The sequence below is a fragment of the Grimontia marina genome (genome assembly GCF_900060185.1).
GTDB classification, from domain to species: Bacteria; Pseudomonadota; Gammaproteobacteria; order Enterobacterales; family Vibrionaceae; genus Enterovibrio; species Enterovibrio marinus.
In genome coordinates, this window is the sequence record NZ_FIZY01000024.1 from 1 (window position 1) to 20,497 (window position 20,497).

General features: G+C 49.8%; 16 protein-coding genes. 7 read left to right on the forward strand and 9 right to left on the reverse strand.

Features of this window, described 5'->3' with window-relative positions:
- Positions 1 to 411 (reverse strand): transposase domain-containing protein (locus tag GMA8713_RS13335; protein WP_198159441.1); only part of this gene is annotated, 411 nt, incomplete at its 3' end.
- 125 nt (positions 412 to 536) lie between these two features.
- Positions 537 to 1,472 (reverse strand): malate dehydrogenase, encoded by a 936-nt coding sequence (mdh, locus tag GMA8713_RS13340; protein WP_062710584.1) that lies wholly within the window; start codon positions 1,470 to 1,472, stop codon positions 537 to 539.
- Positions 1,473 to 1,781: 309 nt separating this feature from the next.
- On the opposite strand from mdh, the gene argR reads away from it, so the two are divergent.
- The 3 genes from argR (at position 1,782) to GMA8713_RS13355 (ending at position 5,714) form a co-directional block, all read left to right on the forward strand.
- A complete protein-coding gene (gene argR, locus GMA8713_RS13345) occupies positions 1,782 to 2,252 on the forward strand; it encodes a transcriptional regulator ArgR (protein WP_002536488.1) in 471 nt (156 codons plus the stop codon).
- A 402-nt stretch (positions 2,253 to 2,654) separates the two neighbouring features.
- On the forward strand, positions 2,655 to 5,225 hold the full coding sequence (locus GMA8713_RS13350; protein ID WP_062710587.1) for a TRAP transporter permease: 2,571 nt from the start codon (positions 2,655 to 2,657) through the stop codon (positions 5,223 to 5,225).
- A gap of 51 nt (positions 5,226 to 5,276) precedes the next feature.
- Entirely contained in the window at positions 5,277 to 5,714 is a 438-nt protein-coding gene (locus GMA8713_RS13355) for a universal stress protein (RefSeq protein WP_062710590.1), read from the forward strand.
- 64 nt (positions 5,715 to 5,778) lie between these two features.
- Here the strand turns inward: GMA8713_RS13355 and GMA8713_RS13360 are convergent, their stop codons facing one another.
- Positions 5,779 to 6,411, reverse strand: a complete 633-nt coding sequence (locus tag GMA8713_RS13360) for a flavin prenyltransferase UbiX (protein ID WP_232314437.1) — start codon at positions 6,409 to 6,411, stop codon at positions 5,779 to 5,781.
- Positions 6,412 to 6,418: 7 nt separating this feature from the next.
- Positions 6,419 to 7,774, reverse strand: coding sequence for a UDP-N-acetylmuramate:L-alanyl-gamma-D-glutamyl-meso-diaminopimelate ligase (gene mpl / locus GMA8713_RS13365; RefSeq protein ID WP_084387729.1), 1,356 nt, complete (start codon positions 7,772 to 7,774; stop codon positions 6,419 to 6,421).
- A gap of 294 nt (positions 7,775 to 8,068) precedes the next feature.
- Between mpl and fbp the strand changes: the two genes are divergently transcribed.
- On the forward strand, positions 8,069 to 9,085 hold the full coding sequence (gene fbp / locus GMA8713_RS13370) for a class 1 fructose-bisphosphatase (protein WP_062710597.1): 1,017 nt from the start codon (positions 8,069 to 8,071) through the stop codon (positions 9,083 to 9,085).
- Positions 9,086 to 9,134: 49 nt separating this feature from the next.
- Here the strand turns inward: fbp and tamB are convergent, their stop codons facing one another.
- Positions 9,135 to 12,857, reverse strand: a complete 3,723-nt coding sequence (tamB, locus tag GMA8713_RS13375) for an autotransporter assembly complex protein TamB (RefSeq protein WP_062710600.1) — start codon at positions 12,855 to 12,857, stop codon at positions 9,135 to 9,137.
- On the reverse strand, positions 12,854 to 14,578 hold the full coding sequence (gene tamA / locus GMA8713_RS13380) for an autotransporter assembly complex protein TamA (protein WP_062710602.1): 1,725 nt from the start codon (positions 14,576 to 14,578) through the stop codon (positions 12,854 to 12,856). Before tamA ends, tamB begins: the two co-directional genes overlap by 4 nt.
- A 306-nt stretch (positions 14,579 to 14,884) precedes the next feature.
- Between tamA and msrA the strand changes: the two genes are divergently transcribed.
- Positions 14,885 to 15,520 carry a peptide-methionine (S)-S-oxide reductase MsrA gene (gene msrA, locus GMA8713_RS13385; protein WP_198159508.1) on the forward strand — a complete coding sequence of 212 codons (636 nt, stop codon included), beginning with the start codon at positions 14,885 to 14,887 and terminating at the stop codon, positions 15,518 to 15,520.
- 77 nt (positions 15,521 to 15,597) lie between these two features.
- Here the strand turns inward: msrA and GMA8713_RS13390 are convergent, their stop codons facing one another.
- Entirely contained in the window at positions 15,598 to 15,804 is a 207-nt protein-coding gene (locus GMA8713_RS13390; protein WP_062710608.1) for a DUF1107 domain-containing protein, read from the reverse strand.
- A gap of 431 nt (positions 15,805 to 16,235) precedes the next feature.
- Between GMA8713_RS13390 and GMA8713_RS13395 the strand changes: the two genes are divergently transcribed.
- Complete coding sequence (locus tag GMA8713_RS13395; protein WP_062710611.1) at positions 16,236 to 16,790, forward strand: YtfJ family protein; 555 nt, start codon at positions 16,236 to 16,238, stop codon at positions 16,788 to 16,790.
- A gap of 294 nt (positions 16,791 to 17,084) precedes the next feature.
- The gene (locus GMA8713_RS13400) at positions 17,085 to 18,002 is read left to right on the forward strand and encodes a TIGR03899 family protein (RefSeq protein ID WP_062710614.1); all 918 of its coding nucleotides are present in this window, start codon (positions 17,085 to 17,087) and stop codon (positions 18,000 to 18,002) included.
- Between the two features lie 90 nt (positions 18,003 to 18,092).
- On the opposite strand, the gene cysC is transcribed toward GMA8713_RS13400, so the two are convergent.
- Positions 18,093 to 18,713: an adenylyl-sulfate kinase gene (cysC, locus tag GMA8713_RS13405; RefSeq protein ID WP_062710616.1), complete on the reverse strand. Its 621-nt coding sequence runs from the start codon at positions 18,711 to 18,713 to the stop codon at positions 18,093 to 18,095.
- 51 nt (positions 18,714 to 18,764) lie between these two features.
- On the reverse strand, positions 18,765 to 20,492 hold the full coding sequence (locus GMA8713_RS13410; protein WP_062710619.1) for an SLC13 family permease: 1,728 nt from the start codon (positions 20,490 to 20,492) through the stop codon (positions 18,765 to 18,767).
- Positions 20,493 to 20,497 lie beyond the last annotated feature (5 nt).

Consider the following 20,497-nt stretch of genomic DNA (forward strand, 5'->3'; position numbering starts at 1 on the left):
GAACTGAGTGCCGTCGACTGAAAGTAAACTTAGGCCAAACCATTTGTCATCGCTATCTTCCTGCTGGGTCCAATGGGCTGCTGTCAGTTTAAAAAGCGCTTCCAAAGGTTGGGCGGTGAGGCGCTTTCTCGCTTGAGGGATAGCACTTGGTGCAACAGAATCCCCTAAGTGGTTGGAAAGCTTGAGGTCTAATTTATCTAAAACTTCCGTGATGGGTTTATCCCGATACAAGCCAATACCGACAATCAACCAAACGACAAGTTCGGCGGGTAACTTACGCCGTCTCATACTGGCTTTGTTGGTCGAATCAAGGGCTTGCTCTATCCATTCGAGCGGGAGTTCTTTTTGGAAGAGGGCCATTGATTCGGGTGCAGCAAACGTATCGACATCAATCAGCCAGTGAGCCAACATAAAAAATACCCTCAGCAATTAGTGTACTGAGGGTATTGTTAACCATCTGTAGGATCGTTCAACTGATCAATGCCTTAACTGATCGGTGTTAGCTTACCAGCCGCTTTTTCTCTTTGAGGAAAAAGTTACTTAACGAACTCTTCGCCCAGTTGGATATCTTTACGCAGTGTATCCAGCATGCTGTCCAGTGCGTTTTGCTCGAAAGCACTCAGTGGGCCGTGATCCAGGATCTCTTCCACACCGTTTTTGCCCAGACGCACTGGTTGAGCGAAAAAGCGTGCATATTTGCCATCGCCTTCCACATAAGCACACTCGACAACGTCTTGTTCGCCTTGAGCTGCACGAACCAGCGCCAGACCAAAGCGACACGCTGCTTGCCCCATAGACAGGGTCGCAGAACCGCCACCCGCTTTCGCTTCGACGACTTCAGTACCCGCATCTTGGATACGTGGCGTCAGTGCAGCCACTTCTTCTTCAGTGAACTCAACACCCTCAACCTGAGACAGCAGCGGCAGGATGGTGACACCAGAGTGACCACCGATAACCGGTACACGAACATCGCTTGGATCTTTACCTTTCAGCTCAGCCACAAAGGTTTCAGAACGGATGATATCCAACGTGGTCACACCGAAAAGGCGGTTCTTATCGTAAACACCCTTTGCTTTCAGCACTTCTGCTGCGATAGCAACAGTGGTGTTCACTGGGTTAGTTATAATACCGATCAGTGCTTTCGGGCATACATCAGCAATTCTTTCACTCAGAGAACGAACGATACCTGCGTTCACGTTGAACAGATCAGAGCGATCCATACCTGGCTTACGCGCTACACCAGCCGAGATCAGAACAACGTCAGCACCTTCCAGCGCAGGCGTTGGATCTTCACCGCTGTAACCTTTGATCGATACTGGGGTAGGGATGTGGCTAAGATCGACCGCAACACCTGGTGTTACAGGTGCAATGTCATACAGAGCCAAATCAGAACCCGCAGGCAGACGGTTTTTCAAAAGCAGGGCTAAAGCTTGACCAATGCCACCAGCGGCGCCAATCACAGCAACTTTCATCTCGTTCTCCTTATTTACGATTTTATTATTTCAGACCTTGGATACGAGGCAAGTCAGCAATAAGGTGGTTTACTTAAATCCACTGACAACCCCGCATGCATAACGGACCTCTGCGCATGATACGTTCCCATCATAGATAACCACAAGCTTATCAACCTGAGGATAAGCCGCGCTTCTCATTTTTATCTTCAAAGCCATCAAGGCCTGTTGAAAGGTGATAGGTGCGTCACTTTACCGCTGATTTTATTGCTCACGAGTGAATCACTATGCAAGAATGCGCCATCCTGAGACGGGGAAGAAAGAAGATATATGCGCAATTCAGATAAACAAGATCAATTGGTGAAGGCTTTTAAAGCCATCCTGAAAGAAGAAAAGTTCAGCTCTCAAGGCGAAATCGTAGATGCTCTGAAAGCGCAAGGCTTTGAGAACATTAATCAATCTAAAGTCTCTCGCATGCTGACGAAGTTTGGCGCTGTGCGCACCCGAAACGCAAAAATGGAAATGGTGTACTGCCTGCCGGTAGAACTTGGCGTACCCACCACAAGCAGCCCACTGAAAGAGTTGGTGATGGATATCGATTACAACGACGCATTGGTTGTTATCCACACAGGTCCAGGTGCAGCGCAGCTTATCGCGCGCCTGCTGGACTCTCTGGGTAAAGCAGAAGGTATTCTTGGCGTGGTTGCCGGTGACGATACCATCTTCATCACTCCAACGCGCTCTACCACCACTGTGCGACTGTTTGAAGCCGTTTGCGGACTTTTCGATTACTCCCGCTAATTCAAACTGAAAGTCCTTCAAAATTGGCAGGATAATTATCCGATAATCCTGCCAGCTTCCTTATCCAACTATTCACACCCTGAGACATTATTTTGTCTCACTAATGAGGCTGCCCCGCTTTTATCTCCCCCTACGCCTCAATTCGATGCGAAAGACCATGACAAAATATTTCACTAGTTTTAAATTTTGGAAACAGGTTTGTTATCATCCATAATCAAAGAATTCTAAATACACACAATAAATTGAGTCTTACACAAGACCTTACAAAGCAGTACTCGTCATTAGGTGAAGACAATAAAGGCGTATAAAACGCGCTGTGGAGATAGCCCGCTTTGTTGCGGGTTATCCGCATCTGATGTCAGGTTTTTTTACACTTTTACTTGCCGATTAAAGGACAATGGCATGACGAAGACGACCGAGACACCGCAAGAAGCGCAGGATATTGTCGCTCAAGCGGACACCGGAGCCCGCGCTCCGTCAGGTTTACCAGGAAAAATCCTCTGGTTTGTTCCCTTGTGCTGGTCTATTTTCCAGCTCTGGTATGCCTCACCATTTACTGTCGCGCTCAATGATACCGAGGCACGATCGATTCACTTGGCGTTTGCTATCTTTCTGGCATTCACCGCTTACCCCGCTCTGAAAAACTCTCCACGAGACCGTATTCCTCTCCAGGATTGGATTTTTGCGGCCGCAGGAAGCTTCTCAGCCGGGTACCTCTTCCTTTTCTATACCGAACTCGCTTCCCGCGCTGGTGCTCCAACAAGCTTTGATATCGTTGTTGCAGTCACAGGTATGATTTTGCTGCTGGAAGCAACACGACGTGCCCTTGGCCCACCGTTGATGGTCGTCGCGCTGGTATTTCTTATCTATACCTTCGCAGGCCCCTACATGCCCGATGTTATCGCGCACAAAGGAGCAAGCCTGAACAAAGCCATGTCCCATATGTGGCTGACCACTGAAGGTGTATTTGGTGTCGCACTGGGTGTGTCAACGTCTTTTGTCTTCCTGTTTGTACTCTTCGGTGCCTTGCTTGATCGTGCCGGTGCAGGTGGCTACTTCATCAAAGTGGCTTTCTCTATGCTCGGTCATATGCGTGGAGGTCCGGCAAAAGCTGCAGTTGTGGCTTCTGGTCTGTCGGGCCTTATCTCAGGTTCATCTATCGCAAACGTCGTGACGACCGGGGTTTTCACCATTCCACTGATGAAACGTGTCGGTTTCCCGGGAACCAAAGCGGGTGCGGTAGAGGTTGCAGCGTCAACCAATGGCCAACTTACACCACCTATCATGGGGGCAGCGGCCTTCCTGATGGTGGAATACGTCGGCATTCCTTACATTGAAGTGATTAAAGCGGCGATTTTACCTGCCATCATTTCTTACATTGCGCTTATCTATATTGTCCACCTCGAAGCCTGTAAGGCGGGAATGACAGGTCTGCCGCGTCGCCACCAATCGACACTGGTGCAGTTTCTGCTGAGCTTCCTGACTATTGTGATTGGCATCTGTGTGCTTAGCTTTGCGGTCTACTATGGCATTGGCTGGACGAAAAATGTGTTCGGTGCAGCGGCGAGCCCAATCATTGCTGTAGCGATTTTCATTGCCTACGTCGCGTTGGTTCGCTATTCAGCGCAATACAAGAAAGAGGCTGTAGAAGACCCAGCAGATACCGATCTCTCTGAGCTCCCTGATCCAGGTCCAACCGCACGTTCAGGTCTTTACTACCTACTCCCAATCGTGGTGCTGGTATGGTGTCTGATGGTTGAACGCTTCTCACCAGGCCTGTCCGCATTTTGGGCAACCCTTTTCATGATGTTCATCGTGGTGACCCAACGCCCGCTGTTTGCTTTCTTCCATGGCGAGTCTAACTTCGGCGAAGAAATCAAAAACGGTTTCATCGACTTGGCAGAAGGCTTTGTCGCCGGTGCACGTAACATGATTGGTATCGGTGTAGCGACTGCTGCAGCGGGCATTGTGGTAGGTGTGGTCACACTGACGGGTATTGGTTTGGTGATGACTGACTTCGTTGAGTTCATCTCCGGCGGTAACATCATGCTGATGCTGCTGTTCACCGCAATCATCAGCCTGATCTTGGGTATGGGTCTACCAACCACAGCAAACTATATCGTGGTATCTACCCTGATGGCCCCAGTTATTGTGACGTTAGGTGCACAAGAAGGTCTTATCATCCCACTAATCGCCGTTCATCTGTTCGTGTTCTACTTCGGTATTCTGGCAGATGATACCCCACCGGTAGGTCTTGCAGCCTTCGCAGCGGCGGCGATTGCGAAATCTGACCCAATCAAAACCGGTATCCAGGGTTTCACCTACGATATTCGTACCGCGATCCTGCCGTTTATGTTCATTTTCAACACCCAACTGTTGTTAATGGACATCGAAGGTCCAGTGCATCTTTTACTGACTATTGGCTCAGCCGTGATCGCCATGCTCGCCTTCTCAGCCGCGACGCAAGGTTGGTGGTTCACCAAGAACAAATGGTGGGAGACACTGCTGCTGGTGCTGATCACTTTCTCACTGTTCCGTCCAGGTTACTGGTGGGATCAAGTTTATCCCGCAACCAATGATTACCCAGGTTCTTCTATTATCGAAGTGGCAGAAAAGCTGCCCGATGGCCAAACGCTTAACCTACAAGTTCGTGGTGAAACCATCGACGGTGATATCGTCACCAAACACGTTCACTTGCCCATTGACTATGCACAGGCAGAAGGTCTGGCCCGAGTCATGTCTACTGGCCTGGAACTGCGTGATGAAGAAGGCGCGAAACTGGTCGATATGGTTCAGTGGGGTAGCCCGGCATCAGATGCCGGTATCGATTTCGACTGGGAAATCGTTCAGGTGAGTACACCCGCGGAGCGGCCGTCAAAAGAGTGGGTATTCGTCCCTACCTTGCTTCTTCTTGCGGCTATGGCCTGGAACCAGCGCCGCCGCATCAAAAGATCAGAACAACAAACAGCGTAATCAGTCCGGGGCATTACGCCCCGGTCACTACCAAACAAGAGAGTAGACGATATGTATAAACACATTCTGGTCCCTGTTGATTTGAATGATGAAAGCTTTGCTGATAAAGCAGTAGAGCACGCTGTTTGGCTGGCAGGACAAACCGGTGCTACTTTGCACCTGTTGACTGCGCTGCCGGGAATTCATAACTCCATGGTACAGTCATACTTCCCGGAAGATGCAGCCCGCCAGATGAAACAGGACGTACGTAACAACCTTAAAGCCTTTGCTGAGCGCATTGTGCCGGAAGGCATCTCGTATGATTTGTCTGTAGCTGAAGGCAAGCCTTACAAGGCCATCGTCAAAACCGCTGACAGCCTTGGCTGCGATTTAATCGTGATGCCAAGCCACAAGCGCTCTAAAGCCAACAAGCTTATCATTGGCTCAGTAGCATCCAAGGTGCTGGAGCAATCAAAAGTCAACGTGTTGATCATGAAGCCTCAAGGCTGATAGCGATACCAAGATCTAAAAAGGGCGGTATCGATACCGCCCTTTTTCTTTATCTGAATGAGAGTTACTTATCGCGCTGGTCATAGCCCCATCGCGGCACCAAGACCTGCTCAACCCCAAGATGATCGAGAATACGTGCCACCATAAAGTCCACCAGATCATCGATAGACTTTGGTTGGTGATAAAACCCCGGTGCAGCAGGCATGATGGTCACGCCCATTTGCGATAACTTCAGCATATTCTCTAGGTGAAGAGTGGAGAATGGCGTTTCACGCACCACCAATAGTAGTTGGCCACGCTCTTTCAGCACCACATCTGCAGCGCGTTCTGCCAGATTATCCGACATGCCATGGGCAATCGCAGCTAGCGAGCCAGCCGAACAGGGGCACACCACCATTTTCTTAGGTGCCGCAGAGCCCGATGCAACGGGCGAGAACCAATCCTCTTTGCTACATACGATCAACTTGTCAGTCGGCGCATTGAGATGTTTTACCAAGGCTTCTTTCGCCGCGTCGGGACCAGATGGCAGTTTTATACCATGCTCGGTGGCGAACACCACGCGTGCGGCGGATGACACCAGCAAATAGACTTCATAGTCTGCCGCCAGCAAGCACTCCAGCAGGCGAAGTCCATAGGGCGCGCCTGATGCACCACTCCAAGCCAGTGTAATGCGTTTGTCGCTCATTGAAGTTGCCATGTGTTCCTTATTGTTGTTCCAACTTGGCTTTCAGTTTGTCGTGAATGCCACCAAAACCACCGTTACTCATCACCAGTATAACGTCGTCTACCTTGGCCCCACTGGCAATGCCTGAAACCAGTGCATCAATCTCGTCAAAGGTTTGCGCTGGTGCTTTGCACGCTTCCGCTACCTCTTTGACAGACCATTCGATATGCTCCGGCTGGAAAAGCAATACCTCATCGGCAGCATCCAGTGACGGTGCAATCTCGTCTTTATGTACGCCAAGCTTCATGGTGTTGGATCTCGGCTCCAACACCGCAAGGATACGACGCTCACCCACTTTGGCACGTAGGCCTTCCAGTGTGGTTTTAATTGCAGTTGGGTGATGGGCGAAATCGTCATAGACAGTCACACCGTTAAAGTCGCCTTTGTGCTCCAGACGCCGTTTGGTGTTGATGAAACGCCCCAAGGCTTCACAAGCCAGATCCGGTGTGACACCGACGTGACGTACAGCAGCAATAGCCATCAATGCATTACTGACATTGTGATCGCCAATCAGATCCCACTTAACCGTACCGACCGACTCGCCTTCAAAACACACATCAAATTTACTACCATCAGCTACGCGTTTCTCGGCTTTCCAAGTACCGTCTTCACCGGCAAACTCCAGCTCGCTCCAGCAACCCATCTCCAGCGTCGATTTAATGTTTTCATCATTCGAAGGCACAATGATGCGGCCGATTCCCGGCACTGTCCGCACCAAATGATGGAATTGACGTTTAATCGCATTCAGATCGTCGAAGATGTCAGCATGATCGAACTCAAGATTGTTCATGACCAGCGTGCGTGGATGGTAATGCACGAACTTAGAGCGCTTATCGAAAAAAGCACTGTCGTATTCATCCGCTTCGACCACAAAGAACATGGTTTCACCCAAACGGGCAGATACGCCAAAGTTACCCGGTACGCCACCAATCAAAAAGCCTGGCTGATAGCCGCAATCTTCCAAAACCCAAGCCAGCATACTCGCTGTCGTGGTTTTACCATGCGTACCTGCTACCGCCAGTACCCAGCGATCTTTAAGCAGGAACTCCAACAGCCATTGGGGGCCGGAAGTGTAATTGAGGTTTTTATTCAGCACATATTCCACGCACGGATTGCCGCGGCTCATAGCATTTCCAACCACCACCAGATCCGGTGCCGGATCAAGCTGAGAAGGATCGTAGCCCTGAATGATCTCTATACCCTGAGATTCCAACAGTGTGCTCATTGGCGGGTAAACATTGGCGTCACAACCTGTCACTTTATGACCCAGTTGTCTCGCCAGAATGGCTGCGCCGCCCATAAAGGTGCCGCAAATCCCTAAAATGTGTATATGCATAAGGTTCCGTCAGCTTAAAACCGTCGTTCTGCATCTCCAAGGATCACAGTTCCCGACATGTCCAAATTACTTCGATACGAATAAAAAGTTCTACACTATAAAATGTGTAACAAGTTGATTTTTTGTCCGGTTGTGACGTTACGTTTTTGGCAAAAACTTTTGCCTGCCGTCCAAGCGATGCACCGAACACTTCGAATCAACCGGGAAAGTAAAGGCCTTATTGCACTCCGCTTGTGACTTTGCTTCCCAGCATCTTACCCAAGAAACCAATAACAGACATCAAAAGGATCTGGAATGTCCGATATGCGTACACTTGGCGAGTTCATTGTTGAAAAACAACATGAATATCCTAGCGCCAGTGGAGAACTCAGCTCACTACTCTCCTCTATCCGACTGGCCGCCAAAATCGTTAACCGTGAAATCAACAAAGCCGGTTTGGCTGATATCACTGGCGCATTTGGTGGCGAGAACGTCCAAGGCGAAGAACAACAAAAACTGGACGTCTACGCGAACGAAAAATTCAAAGCTGCCATGGCGGCACGCGATCAAGTGTGTGGTGTAGCCAGTGAGGAAGAAGATGACGCGGTTATCTTCGACACCGAACTTGGCCGCAACGCCAAGTATGTCATCTTGATGGATCCACTCGATGGCTCCTCCAACATTGACGTTAATGTCTCCGTTGGCACCATCTTCTCCATCTACCGCCGTGTTTCCCCTATCGGCCAACCGGCCACCATGGAAGATTTCCTCCAACCGGGTAACCGGCAGGTGGCGGCGGGTTACATCATCTACGGTTCCTCTACCATGTTGGTTTACACCACAGGTAACGGCGTACACGGCTTCACCTACGATCCATCCATCGGCGCGTTCTGCTTATCCCATGAGAACATGACCATCCCGCAAGATGGTAAAATCTACTCCATCAACGAAGGGAACTACATTCGCTTCCCACTTGGGGTGAAGAAGTACATCAAATACTGCCAGGAAAACGAGCCAACTGACGGCCGTCCTTACACTTCGCGCTACATCGGCTCATTGGTGTCCGATTTCCACCGTAATATGCTCAAAGGCGGTTTGTACTTATACCCAAGCACAGCGGCTTACCCAAGCGGAAAACTGCGCCTGCTTTATGAGTGCAACCCAATGGCTTTTATCATTGAGCAAGCGGGCGGGAAGGCGTCAGATGGTGCGCAACGCATCATGGATATCAAACCCACCGAGCTCCACCAGCGAGTACCGTTTTTTGTGGGTTCCACCCACATGGTTGAGAAAGTCGAAGAGTTTCTTGAGAACTTCCCAGACGAAGAGTAAGTGTCTAAAAAGAAAGCCCGGTTTCAATACCGGGCTTTTTGTTTTTGGGTTACTTGATACTGAACTGGTAAAGCAGGTCGACCGCATTGTCTGCGCCGGAAACCGCCTCGACATAAAGATCTGACAGTAACCGGTAGCGCACTGTGAATTCCGGCAAACTGGTAAAGATACCCACACCATATTTCACCTGAAGTCCTGGCAGAATGTAGCCAGAGACCTCTACTTTCTCGTCATTACCGCTGCCCGAGGTATCTACCGACAGATCCTGTACACCAAACGCTTCACCGATTTGTCCCACCAGCTTACCACTCTGAGAAAGACCGAGGCCGATCAACATCGACGTCATGGCGTTGCCGTCAGATTCGCTGTCCAGATTCCGTCCACGCGTCAAGTAAGACAAGGCGTTTGCCTGAGGCATGGCCGGATCTGAGAACACCTGCACTTCCGGCGCATCCGCAGGGCCGGTCACTCGGATACCTGCTTCGACGCCATCTTCAATAGCGTCTGGATTGCGGATCGCCTCCACTTGCAGGTAAGGCTGTTCAGGCGGACCATTGAACAAGATCTGACCTTTTTTGATTTGGAGATCCTGACCAAATGAACGATATGTTCCCTCTTCCAGATTGATCTCGCCGTTAACGCTTGGTCCTTTACGGTTACTGGCAACGTCAAGCTTACCGACTAAATTGGTTCTCAGGCCAAAGGCTTCAAGGCGGACATCATCACCAATATTGACGGCGATATTGGCATTGACTGTGATGGGGTTCGTCTCTTCTTCAGAAACGGGTTTGAGATCATCGTTAAGGATCACTACGTCACTGGAAACATGCACCGCCGATTCTGGCAAGTTCTCTACAACAATGCGTCCCCAAGGCACTGACACATTACCTTTTACATTCACTGATTTTGGTGAGGCATTCAGCGTCATGTCAGGGCTCACCTCCAGCGCAACCATTGGTGGAACCACTACCTTCAGCCTCTGCCCCTTTACATTCAGCGATGCAAGCCAGGCGTTAAGATCTTTCCAGTCAGCTTTACCAGTGATCACTAAGTCGCCATCCGGCGTTTTGATATCACCATTGATACGACCATTTGTACCATTGAGCAGCGCAGTGATCCTACCATCACTTACTTCCACAGGCGCAACAAGGCTCTGTAATTTCAGGCCACTCAGCTCAATGCTGCCATTGGCAGTTGGCGCCTCCAGATCGCCATTGAGGATGACATTACCGCTGAGCATCCCCGCCAACTTGGTATCTTCGCCCAGCGCGGGGGCCAGGATATCGAGGTCAATATTATCAATGTCGAAGGTACTTTTGAGGGTCCTTTTCTGGCTTTCAAGATTACCCATGACTGCTTTGAGAGTCACCTTGCCGTTGTCAGTCAATGCCAGCAATACATCGGCGTTCAAAGTGTTATCAGCAAGTGTTGCATCCAGATTGACCGCGTCCCATGAAATGGTCAGCGGCGCCTCAAGCTGTTCCGTCACCTTACCCTTTGACAAATCCACGGATGCTTTCAACTCTGGTAAAGCATTGGGTTTCCACGCCACATTGGCTTTGGCATTTACCGTCCCTTCAATCGTGGTCGTGACAGGTAGAAAGGACTGCACCACATCGAGATTAAAATCGACGATAGAAAGCTGTGCTTCCCCACTGTCAGCCACTTTCGCTGGCTTATCCAGACAGATTTGGCTTTGGTTTTGCGTCCAGCAGAATGCGCCGATATCGACCACACCGGATTTGAAATTCACGCTCAGCGGCACATCATTCACCAGCTTCCAAGGTCCGATAGGTGTTTTTACAGCGGAAGAATACAGGGTTCCCTTCCAGCCTTTTTCCCTGTCTAAACTGCCTCGAACGGAAAGGTTTGCACTGACAGGCTTACCATCAACCTTTAGGTTTACTGTTTGATCTTTTTCATCCCCAGACGCACGAAGAGCGAGCGTTTTCACTTCTACGCCTTCTGCTTTCACGCCATTCACATCAACAATTAGACCGCCACCAATCACGGGAAGTGGAGTGACAGAACCTCGGATGCTGATATCCTGCACAGTCACCAACTCTTCCCAACGCAAAGCATTGGCATTGACTTGCAGTGCAGCTTCCGGCTTTTCCAGCGTACCTGAAAGACCGATATTACCTTTAATACTGCCGCCAGCCTGCGGTACCGAAGCGGAGAGCTTGGGAAGGTTGAGATTGAGTTTCAGCGCCAGCGCTTTATCCACCTTGCCCGACACATCAATCTGGTTTGGGCCATGGCGGAGGGAAAGTCCTTTGGTTTCAAACAGCAGGTCGCCTTTGCCTTTTACATCAGAAGCGTTGAGCTGGCCGCTTAGATCCAATGCCTGATCGCGGATGATGCCCTCAATGTCGAGTTCTGGCAGTCGCACTAACCAACCGCCCTGCTCGTTAATCTCACCACTGTTTTGCACTTCACCTGAAAGCTTACCTTCCGCTTCAGGCCACTGAAGTCCAGGCTGAATATCAGAAAAAGCCAGTCGGGTTTGCCATTTGACCTGCTTGGTCCAGTCGACGCTCGCCCAACCATCAATACCGCCACCAAGTGTTTTCAATGAGATATCCCCCAGCATCACTTTGCCGAGATCACCCGTTAGCTTAGTCGACAAGTCGATAACCGGAATCGCTTCACCCGTGGCTTGGGTTTTTACCGAAGCGCTGTACTTTTTCAGGCTACCGCTGGCATTGATAGCCGTTGATGTCAGCTTGTATTCCGCGTTACTGTCAACCGGCCACTGCAGGTTCTTGCTGGTCAGCAGCAAGTTAAACGGTAGGTTGGGATCAAGCACATCCAGCTTGCCGGAAAGCGCGGCCAGCAATACACCTTTAAGGTTGGCTTTAATCGCTAAATCGCGAAGGTCCCCCTTCGCATCCAGCGTCAGTGAGTGTCCTTGAAGCGGTTCCATTCTTACCTTGGCATTTGCAGCAAGGTTCAGCGGATAATCATCTTTCAGCGAGATATCACCATTGAGTGAAACCTTGCCCTGCTCTGCGTCGAGGCGTACATCTTCAAGTACGATGTCAGGACCACCCGCTTTTCCTTTCACAAAGAACTCGTGAATCACCTGTTTTTGCGGCAACATGAGTAGTACATCTTTCAGCGCAAACCCCTCAATCACAACATTGAGTGGGATATTCACGGCAGGCAATTCAATCGGCGTGCCACTTGTAGAAGTGGCTTCTGGTTTCGCCGGTTTCTCTTCGCTTTGGGCAAGTTCGACCTTGATACCTTTCCATTCGGTAGGCTTTAACGTCACTGTGTTGCCCTGCATCTGGGCGGCGGTAGTCAGGCTGTCCCAATGCACCTTGGTGCCGAGAATATCGAGGGAGATATCAGAGAGTGCCACACCGCTGAGAAACAGTGGCACTGGCGTCTTAATTTCGGTCAGTGGCTCAGACGGCGGCGATGCCGGCGCAGGTTCAGTTTCACCAACCACCACTTTAATGCCATCCCCCGTCAGCGACTCCACACATAGAGCTGGGCCGCTCAGGCACTTACTGTTGATATCAAGAGAGAGGGATTTACCTGACAGCGAAAAGCCGTCCATGCTGAAGGCTACGCCTTCCAGCGCAAATCCGTTCAACAGCGCCCCACGGCTTTTTTCTATTGTTAACTCCGGCAGAGCTTCTTGCGCCCCCCAAACCGCAAGCTTAACGCCGGCGGGTGTCAGCAACACCGCAAACACTCCAGCAACAACCAGAAACAACAACAATACGATAGCGATAACGAATAGCTTAAACCAACGCATCATAGTTCTGGCCCAAGACTAAAATGGATCATGAAATCATCGTCTTGGTTCTCAAAACCGTGGGCAATATCAAATCGGATAGGGCCTACTGGCGATTCCCATCTCACGCCCACACCAGCTGAGGTTTTCCATTCCGGATCGCTGCTTGTCCAGGCGTCACCGCCGTCGACAAACAGCGCGCCCCACCAGTTTCCGGTCACGCGGTAGTTATATTCCAGCGAGCCCGTTGTCATGTAGGCACCGCCTTCGAGCTTGCCTTCACTGTCACGGGGTGAAATCGATTCATAACTATAACCACGGATGCTGTTATCACCACCAGCGAAGAAGCGAAGAGATGGCGGCACGCGCTCAAATTCAGTGGTAAAAATACCGCCCGCATTCACGCGAGTCAGGAAGCGGTTGTCGCTGTTCAGACTGCGGATCCACGCAGTTTGCCCGACCGCGCGGAAGAGACTGATGTCTGAGAGCAACGCCGGATCACCTGCTTCAAAGGTAATAGATTGCTTATCACCCCAATATGGCATCGCACCGCCACGGCTTCGCACCCGGGAGAAGTTTACCCCCGGTAAAATCAGGTTAGAGATGTTCGAGACACTGCCCTGGGTATAGTCCGAGTAGAGCCAGCGAAGGTAAAGCGCACGCTGCCAGCCAGTGTCATACTTCCAGTGGCGGGAAATGGAAGAGGTTAACTCAAGGCTGGTTGTGTCATTATTATCGAGGTTTTCAAGGCCAACCTGCACCTGATAGTACTCGCGCTGCACATCCTCCAGCGGAATCTTATAGGTTGATTCCAGTGTTTGCTTAGGCTTGGAAACGTATAAGTCCGTGTTCAAACTATGGCCACGACTGTTAAACCAGGGCTTCTTCCATCCGATTTTGACGCGCGGCCCCACGTCGGTGGAATAACCAATACCGGTTTCAAACTGATTTCGAGGGGAGGGCTCAAGGTTCACCGAAATCGGCACACGATCGTCGCGAAGATCATCAATCCCCGCTTCAACGAGCACCGAGGAAAACCAGCCAGTGTTGGATAGGGATTGGTTAAACGCGCCAAGGTCAGACACGAGATACGGGTCGCCTTCTTTAAACGTCAACATACTGTCGAGGCGTTCTTCGTTGATTTGGCTATTGTGGTATATAACTTGACCAAAGTGATAACGTGTCCCACTGCTAAAATGCAGGCGAATAAAGGCCTGATAGCGTCCTGGAGCCACCTCCAGTCTTGAGAGGGTATATTCAGCATCGAAGTAACCGCGACGCACAGCAAGGCTCTGAATCGACGATTTGAGGGCATCATATTGCCCCTGATTAAGTACATCGCCCACTTTTGGCGCTGTTTTCAGAAGTTCGGTAAACGCCTCATCAGTTTTGGCATCCCCCATCAGTTCGACATCCACTTCTGCAATACGCACAGGTTCACCGGATGCGATATCCAACACCACAGTGGCATCGTCGACTGACTTTTTATCTTCGAGCTTATAGCTAATCGTTGGGTCGTAATATCCCAGAGCCTGCAGCGCTTTTTCTATTTCGTCTGTAACGCGGGACTGAAACCGGAAAGTCAGCCGTCGCTCGCTATCAGGGATGGCGTCTAGGTAAACGGAAACATTTTTCTCCAGGGCATCATCCAGCCCTTTGATTTCAAAGTCCACATCAGCGATTGCCACCCCAGGCACCCATATTGCTGTGACTAAAACCCAAGGTATTAATCGTTTCTTAATCATCAACCGTATACTTTTCTCTCACCCTGAGAGCCTGTTAAAAATAGAATAGTGACAGTATGACCGTCCATGTGTTCGGTTGTTCTGTTGCAAATATGCATCAAAGCAAGGAAAGATGTCCTCAACGGATCACTTTGAATGCACTGCAGAGTCGTCATCTTACGCAAGTACCTTATGAGGATTCGGGCATCAGTGAAAGAACAAGCCCATTGTGCCGTTCTTTAGTTTTCCTGCCTGTTCAGTTATGTTTGTGGACACCTAACAAAAAACAGGCGCAATCCAGACACGACAAGGAGTCGATTTATGCTTATCAACCAAAAGCAACTCTCCATCACCGCGGATCAGGCGTTGCCAGATCGACTCGAGGAAATTATTCCGGCTGAAGCGCATGCCGTCAATGGCTCAATGTTGAGTAAAGAGGCACCTGAAGGCCAAGCTCAAATTCTTTTGGGCATGGGTTGTTTCTGGGGCGCAGAGCGGCTGTTCTGGAAACTTGATGGCGTAAAATCCACGTCAGTCGGCTACAGCGGTGGCTTTACCGTGAACCCCACATACAGAGACGTATGCAGCGCCCAGACGGGTCACACCGAAGTGGTGCAGGTCGTTTTCGACCCTTCACGTATTTCACTGGAAGAAATCCTGACACAATTTTGGCAGAGCCACGATCCAACGCAAGGTATGCGTCAGGGAAATGACAAGGGTACCCAGTACCGATCGGCAATCTATTATTTCGGTGATGACCAGAAAGCCGCAGCACTAGCCAGTCGAGATGCTTATCAGGCTGCTTTGGACGCAGAAGGTAAAGCGGAGATCACTACAGAGATCGCTCATGCTGGTCCCTACTATTTTGCCGAAACCTATCATCAGCAGTATCTGGAGAAGAATCCAAACGGTTACTGTGGCATTGGAGGTACTGGTGTTTGCCTGCCTCCTTGGGAAAGATAATCCACCGGAAAAAGCAGCACTTTAAACGAAAAACGCCCGTCAAATGACGGGCGTTCTTGTATGTTCTTTTGATTAAGTCAGGCGGCAACTGCCATGGCCTTGATTTCATTGTTTACTTCGGTCATCACCGCCAGTGCGCGTTTGTCTTTTTTGTGCGGTGGCAGCAATCTCCCCCTGTCGAATTCAAAGGCCCCCACGCCATCGATGTAGACTCTACCGCGAAAAAAGCCTTTCACATAACGTGCAACCTGACGAGGGCGGTATTGGTGAAAAATACGCAACATTGATGAACTCCTCCATGCCTATGATAAAAGACCTGCATCACACACCAATACTTTCGGCATTGGCTGACATTTGCACGATGCAATCTAAATGCCAAGTGTTCAGGATAGTTGCCATCACTTTTTCGACAACAAAATCGACAAAGGTTTCCCAAACAAACCTAAACAATCACAAGCCGAAGACTGTTTAGCTATTCAATCACAACTAAATAAGCGTAGACAAAAATCCTCACATGGCAAAATTACGACACACTGTCTTGAAAAAGATTCAATTTGAACTGGGTTGAATTTCTCATTTTGAGTGGTTGGGCCAGTTATTGGTTCGGGCTCACTTCCTGTATCAGCTATATTCAATACCGTACCCCGTAAACTGAACAAATTCAGAGGGGTTACGCATAAAAACAAATACATCAATGAACAGGAAATAATCACTCATGCGTCGTATTAAAACACTAGCCTTGGCGACTGCTCTCATCTCAACCTTTGCCTCGGCTCACAATCTCTCAAACGGCCAAGCATTACCATCTGTCTCCGTCGAAAAGCACGGTGAACTTACCCTAAATGGCGACAAGATAGGTTACGAAACCTGGGACAGTGCAAACCTGACAGGCAAGGTCCGTATCATTCAAGCTATTGCTGGCCGCAGTAGCGCAAAGGAAATGAATGCCCCTTTGATTGAAGCGGTAAAAGTTGCTGATTTCCCGCGCGATAAATACCAGACCACGACCATCATCAATCAGGATGATGCAATCTGGGGGACCGGTGGTTTCGTGAAATCTTCAGCCGCAGACAGCAAAAAAGAATTCAGTTGGTCGTCCATTGTTTTGGATGAAAACGGCACTGTTGCTGACGCGTGGCGATTACAGGATGAAAGTTCAGCCATTGTTGTACTGGACAATGAAGGTACCGTCCGTTTTGTCAAAGAAGGCGCACTAAGCGAAGCTGAAATCACTCAAGTCATTGATTTGGTGAACAAGCTAATGAAGTGATCTTGCTCACTCCTTGAAACGAAAAAAACCCGCTAGGTGCGGGTTTTTTTAATGTTTAACGGAAATTAGCCGATAAACTGAGAAAGATAGAGTAGCGTGGCAATATAAAACACGACAAGCAGGATATTGACGGAATTCATTTTGAACTTCTTCACTTCAATCATCCTCCTTTCGCTTCCATAACATGGATTAAATGTTAACAAATTTAATTTAATTTTAACATGGTTGATTGCGCGCGTTTTGCCCTAAATCATCGCAAAAACATTACCTTAACGTGTTCAAAGCGGGAACAGCATGGCCGAACCAAACAAACCTGTCGTGATTGATGCGGAAAGCGTCGAAAAAGAGAACTCGAAGCGTGGTGACAAATCACAAAGCCAGCAAGAGAGCCATATCAAATCCAGCCAGCACCGCCTTGCCGCCATTGCTGCCTCTCACCACATTGATGCAAAATTGCACGATATTGAACACGATACGCTGACGTCCCGAGCGGCTTTCCGCCAGTTAGAGATCAAACAGAAACAGCAGGAAAACCTAGAGCAAGTCATCAAGACCTGTCACGATCTTTGCCACGATGAAACCGCCAGCTCGCCGGATCCGGACTGGCTGTACCGTTTTTTTGAAATGGCCAAAAACACCTACGGCGCTGGCATGCAGAACCTGTGGGCACGGATCCTGAAACAGGAAATTATCAAACCCGGCAGTACTTCGCTCAAAGCCTTGTCTTTGCTGGAAACAATGACACAACGCGAAGCACAGGCTCTACAACGCGCCTGCGCATTGGCCTGTACATTCGGCAGCGACAGCAGCAACAAACTCATTACGGGATTTAGAAAGCCGGAAGACGGTATGAAGCGATACTTCAAACCGGATATTGCCGAGCGTTTGGCGCTGGGGAATTTCAAATTGCCATTCACGGATCTGATGCTGTTGATGGATTTAGGCCTCATATTGAGAACCGAATTGGAATCTGGCTTGCTTGAGCCACCGGCCTCATTTCCGCTGTTGGGTCAAAACAAAACCTTTATGCTCACGCCACTGAAAAAAGGCATTCGGATTTACTACTATCGCTTCAGCCCAACAGGCAATGAGCTGGCAAAACTGGTGGGTCAAAAAGCGCACCCCGAGTATATCGATGCCCTGATGGTACTGCTTTCAAAAGCCTTTAATGTGGAAAGTGATGTTGGCTCGACAGTGAATGAAAAAGCCTAATCTTCTTCATATTTTGGCGATGAAAAATTGAAAGAAAAAGAGAAAACGGCCGGGAAATCCCAGCCGTTTTTTGTTTCGCGACTATCAATGTCAGCCGATGATACTGGCCTGACGTAGTGATGCAATACACTGATCGACTAGGACTTCGACAGAATGATTGTCAGTTTGAAGATGCACTTCCGGCGTTTCCGGCGCTTCGTACGCAGAGCTGATACCGGTGAAGGCTTTGATCTCACCCGCTCGGGCTTTTTTGTATAGGCCTTTTGGGTCTCGTGATTCACATACTTCCAGCGGCGTATCTACAAACACCTCAAAGAACTCACCTTCCGGTAAAAGTTCACGCACCAGTCGACGCTCTTCACGAAATGGGGAGATAAACGCGGAGAACACAATCAGGCCAGCGTCGGTCATCAGCTTTGCCACTTCACCCACGCGACGAATGTTCTCACGGCGGTCGTGATCGGAAAAACCTAGGTCGCGGCAAAGGCCATGACGCACGTTATCACCATCAAGCAGGTAGGTGTGATAGCCCATCTGCGCCAACTTGCTTTCCAGCGCGCCAGCCACGGTGGATTTTCCAGAGCCTGAAAGGCCGGTAAACCAAAGCAGCGCCGGACGCTGTTTTTTCTGTTCTGCGCGGTATTGTTTGTCGATAACGTGTTTATGCCAAACGACGTTTTCATCCGGATGCGGCGTATCCGCTGCACTCATAACTCAATCCTTTGTTGACCTCATCTCAGGCTCTATTGGCCTTTGAGGTGATTAAAATGGAAAAAACAGAGGGATAAGACCCAACACCAATGCGGAGTACACCAACGACAACGGCAATCCAATCCGCAGGTAATCCGTTAACTGATAATTACCCACACTGTAGACCAGAAGGTTAGTCTGGTAGCCATATGGCGAAATAAAGCTCGCACTGGCACCAAACAAGACTGCCATAATAAATGGCATCGGATCTACGCCATATCCGAGAGCAAGGCTATATCCGATCGGAAATGACAGTGCAGCCGCGGCATTGTTGGTCACAAGCTCCGTTAACACCAGCGTCAGCAAATAGGTGGCAATCAGCGCGCCATAAACGCCCCAGCCATTAAACCAGTAGATAAACAGCTCACCCATTTGCTCAGAAAGCCCAGATTGGATCATCAACTGCGCAAGACTTAACGCACTGCCGACAATCACCACAATCTCAACCGGGAAGCGGCGTTTCAACTCCACCAGGTTCACAACACCTGTCAGCAAAAGCACAGTCAGATAGGCCGCCAAGCCATTCAGCAGTGGCATCCACTCCATCAAAGCAGAACCAATTACTGCGGCAAAACCTGCCAGCACCCAAGTGCTCATTTTGCTATCGAGGCGCGCACTGGAGTCCAACCCATTTACCAGCACGAACTCGCGCTGCATGCGTTGTTGCTCTTTCGCAAATCCTTTACCTGGGACAATCACCAAAGTGTCACCGGCAAGCAGAGTAATATTGCCTAAACCGCCTTCGAGCTTTTCATGACCGCGACGGATAGCGACGACGACCGCATCAAAGTTTTCACGGAATTTGGCCTCTTTCAGCGTTTTACCCAGAATCGATGCACTGTGGCTCACCACCACTTCAAGCAAGTTCTGTCCGTTGATGTGATGCTGACCAAACAGCGCTATACCTTCGATTTCCTGTAAGGTTGCCACACTTTCCACATCGCCACAGAACTGCAGCTTGTCCCCTTCGCGCATCACAGTATCCGGGCAAACCGGGGCGATAAGCTCACCATCGCGTACGATTTCCGCCAGATACAAACGGCGAAGCGCACGCAACCCATTTTCAGACACGGTTTTACCCGCTAATGGCGAGCCCCTTTTGACTTCTGCTTCCAGTACGTATGGCAAATCGTCATCACTGTCGTCGTCATAGTTAGGAAGGAGATAACAAAACGGGATCAACACAAGAAGACCACCTGCCAATACAGCAAGGCCAATCGTCGATGGCGCAAAGAAGCTCAGGGCAGGCAAACCCGCACTTTCAACAAAGCTGTTGATAATGAGGTTTGTCGAGGTGCCGATCAGGGTTAATGTGCCGCCAAGAATGGCTGCGTAAGAAAGAGGAATCAGCAGTCGTGATGGCGCATGACGGCGGTTACGTTTCACCGCGCCAATCAGGGAAACCACGACAGCGGTGTTGTTGGTAAACGAGCTTAGAAACGCGGTCGAGACACCTAACTTAGCGACGACAGTTCCTAAACGTCCGCTGGCAAGTTGCCCACTGACCCAACTGACCAAACGTGTTTTTTCCAGTGCCGCAGAGGCAAGGATGAGAAGTACCAGCGTTAACAGGGAACTGTTGGTGAAGTTCCCTGCCATCGCTTCCACCGATACCAGTCCGGATTGAAATGCAACGAAAGCTGCGCCTGCGAAGAGTACGGCAGGTTTGATTTTGGTAAACACCAAACCTGCCACAATCGCCAGCAGCAATCCCAATACCAGAGACTGATCCCAGCTCATTGGAA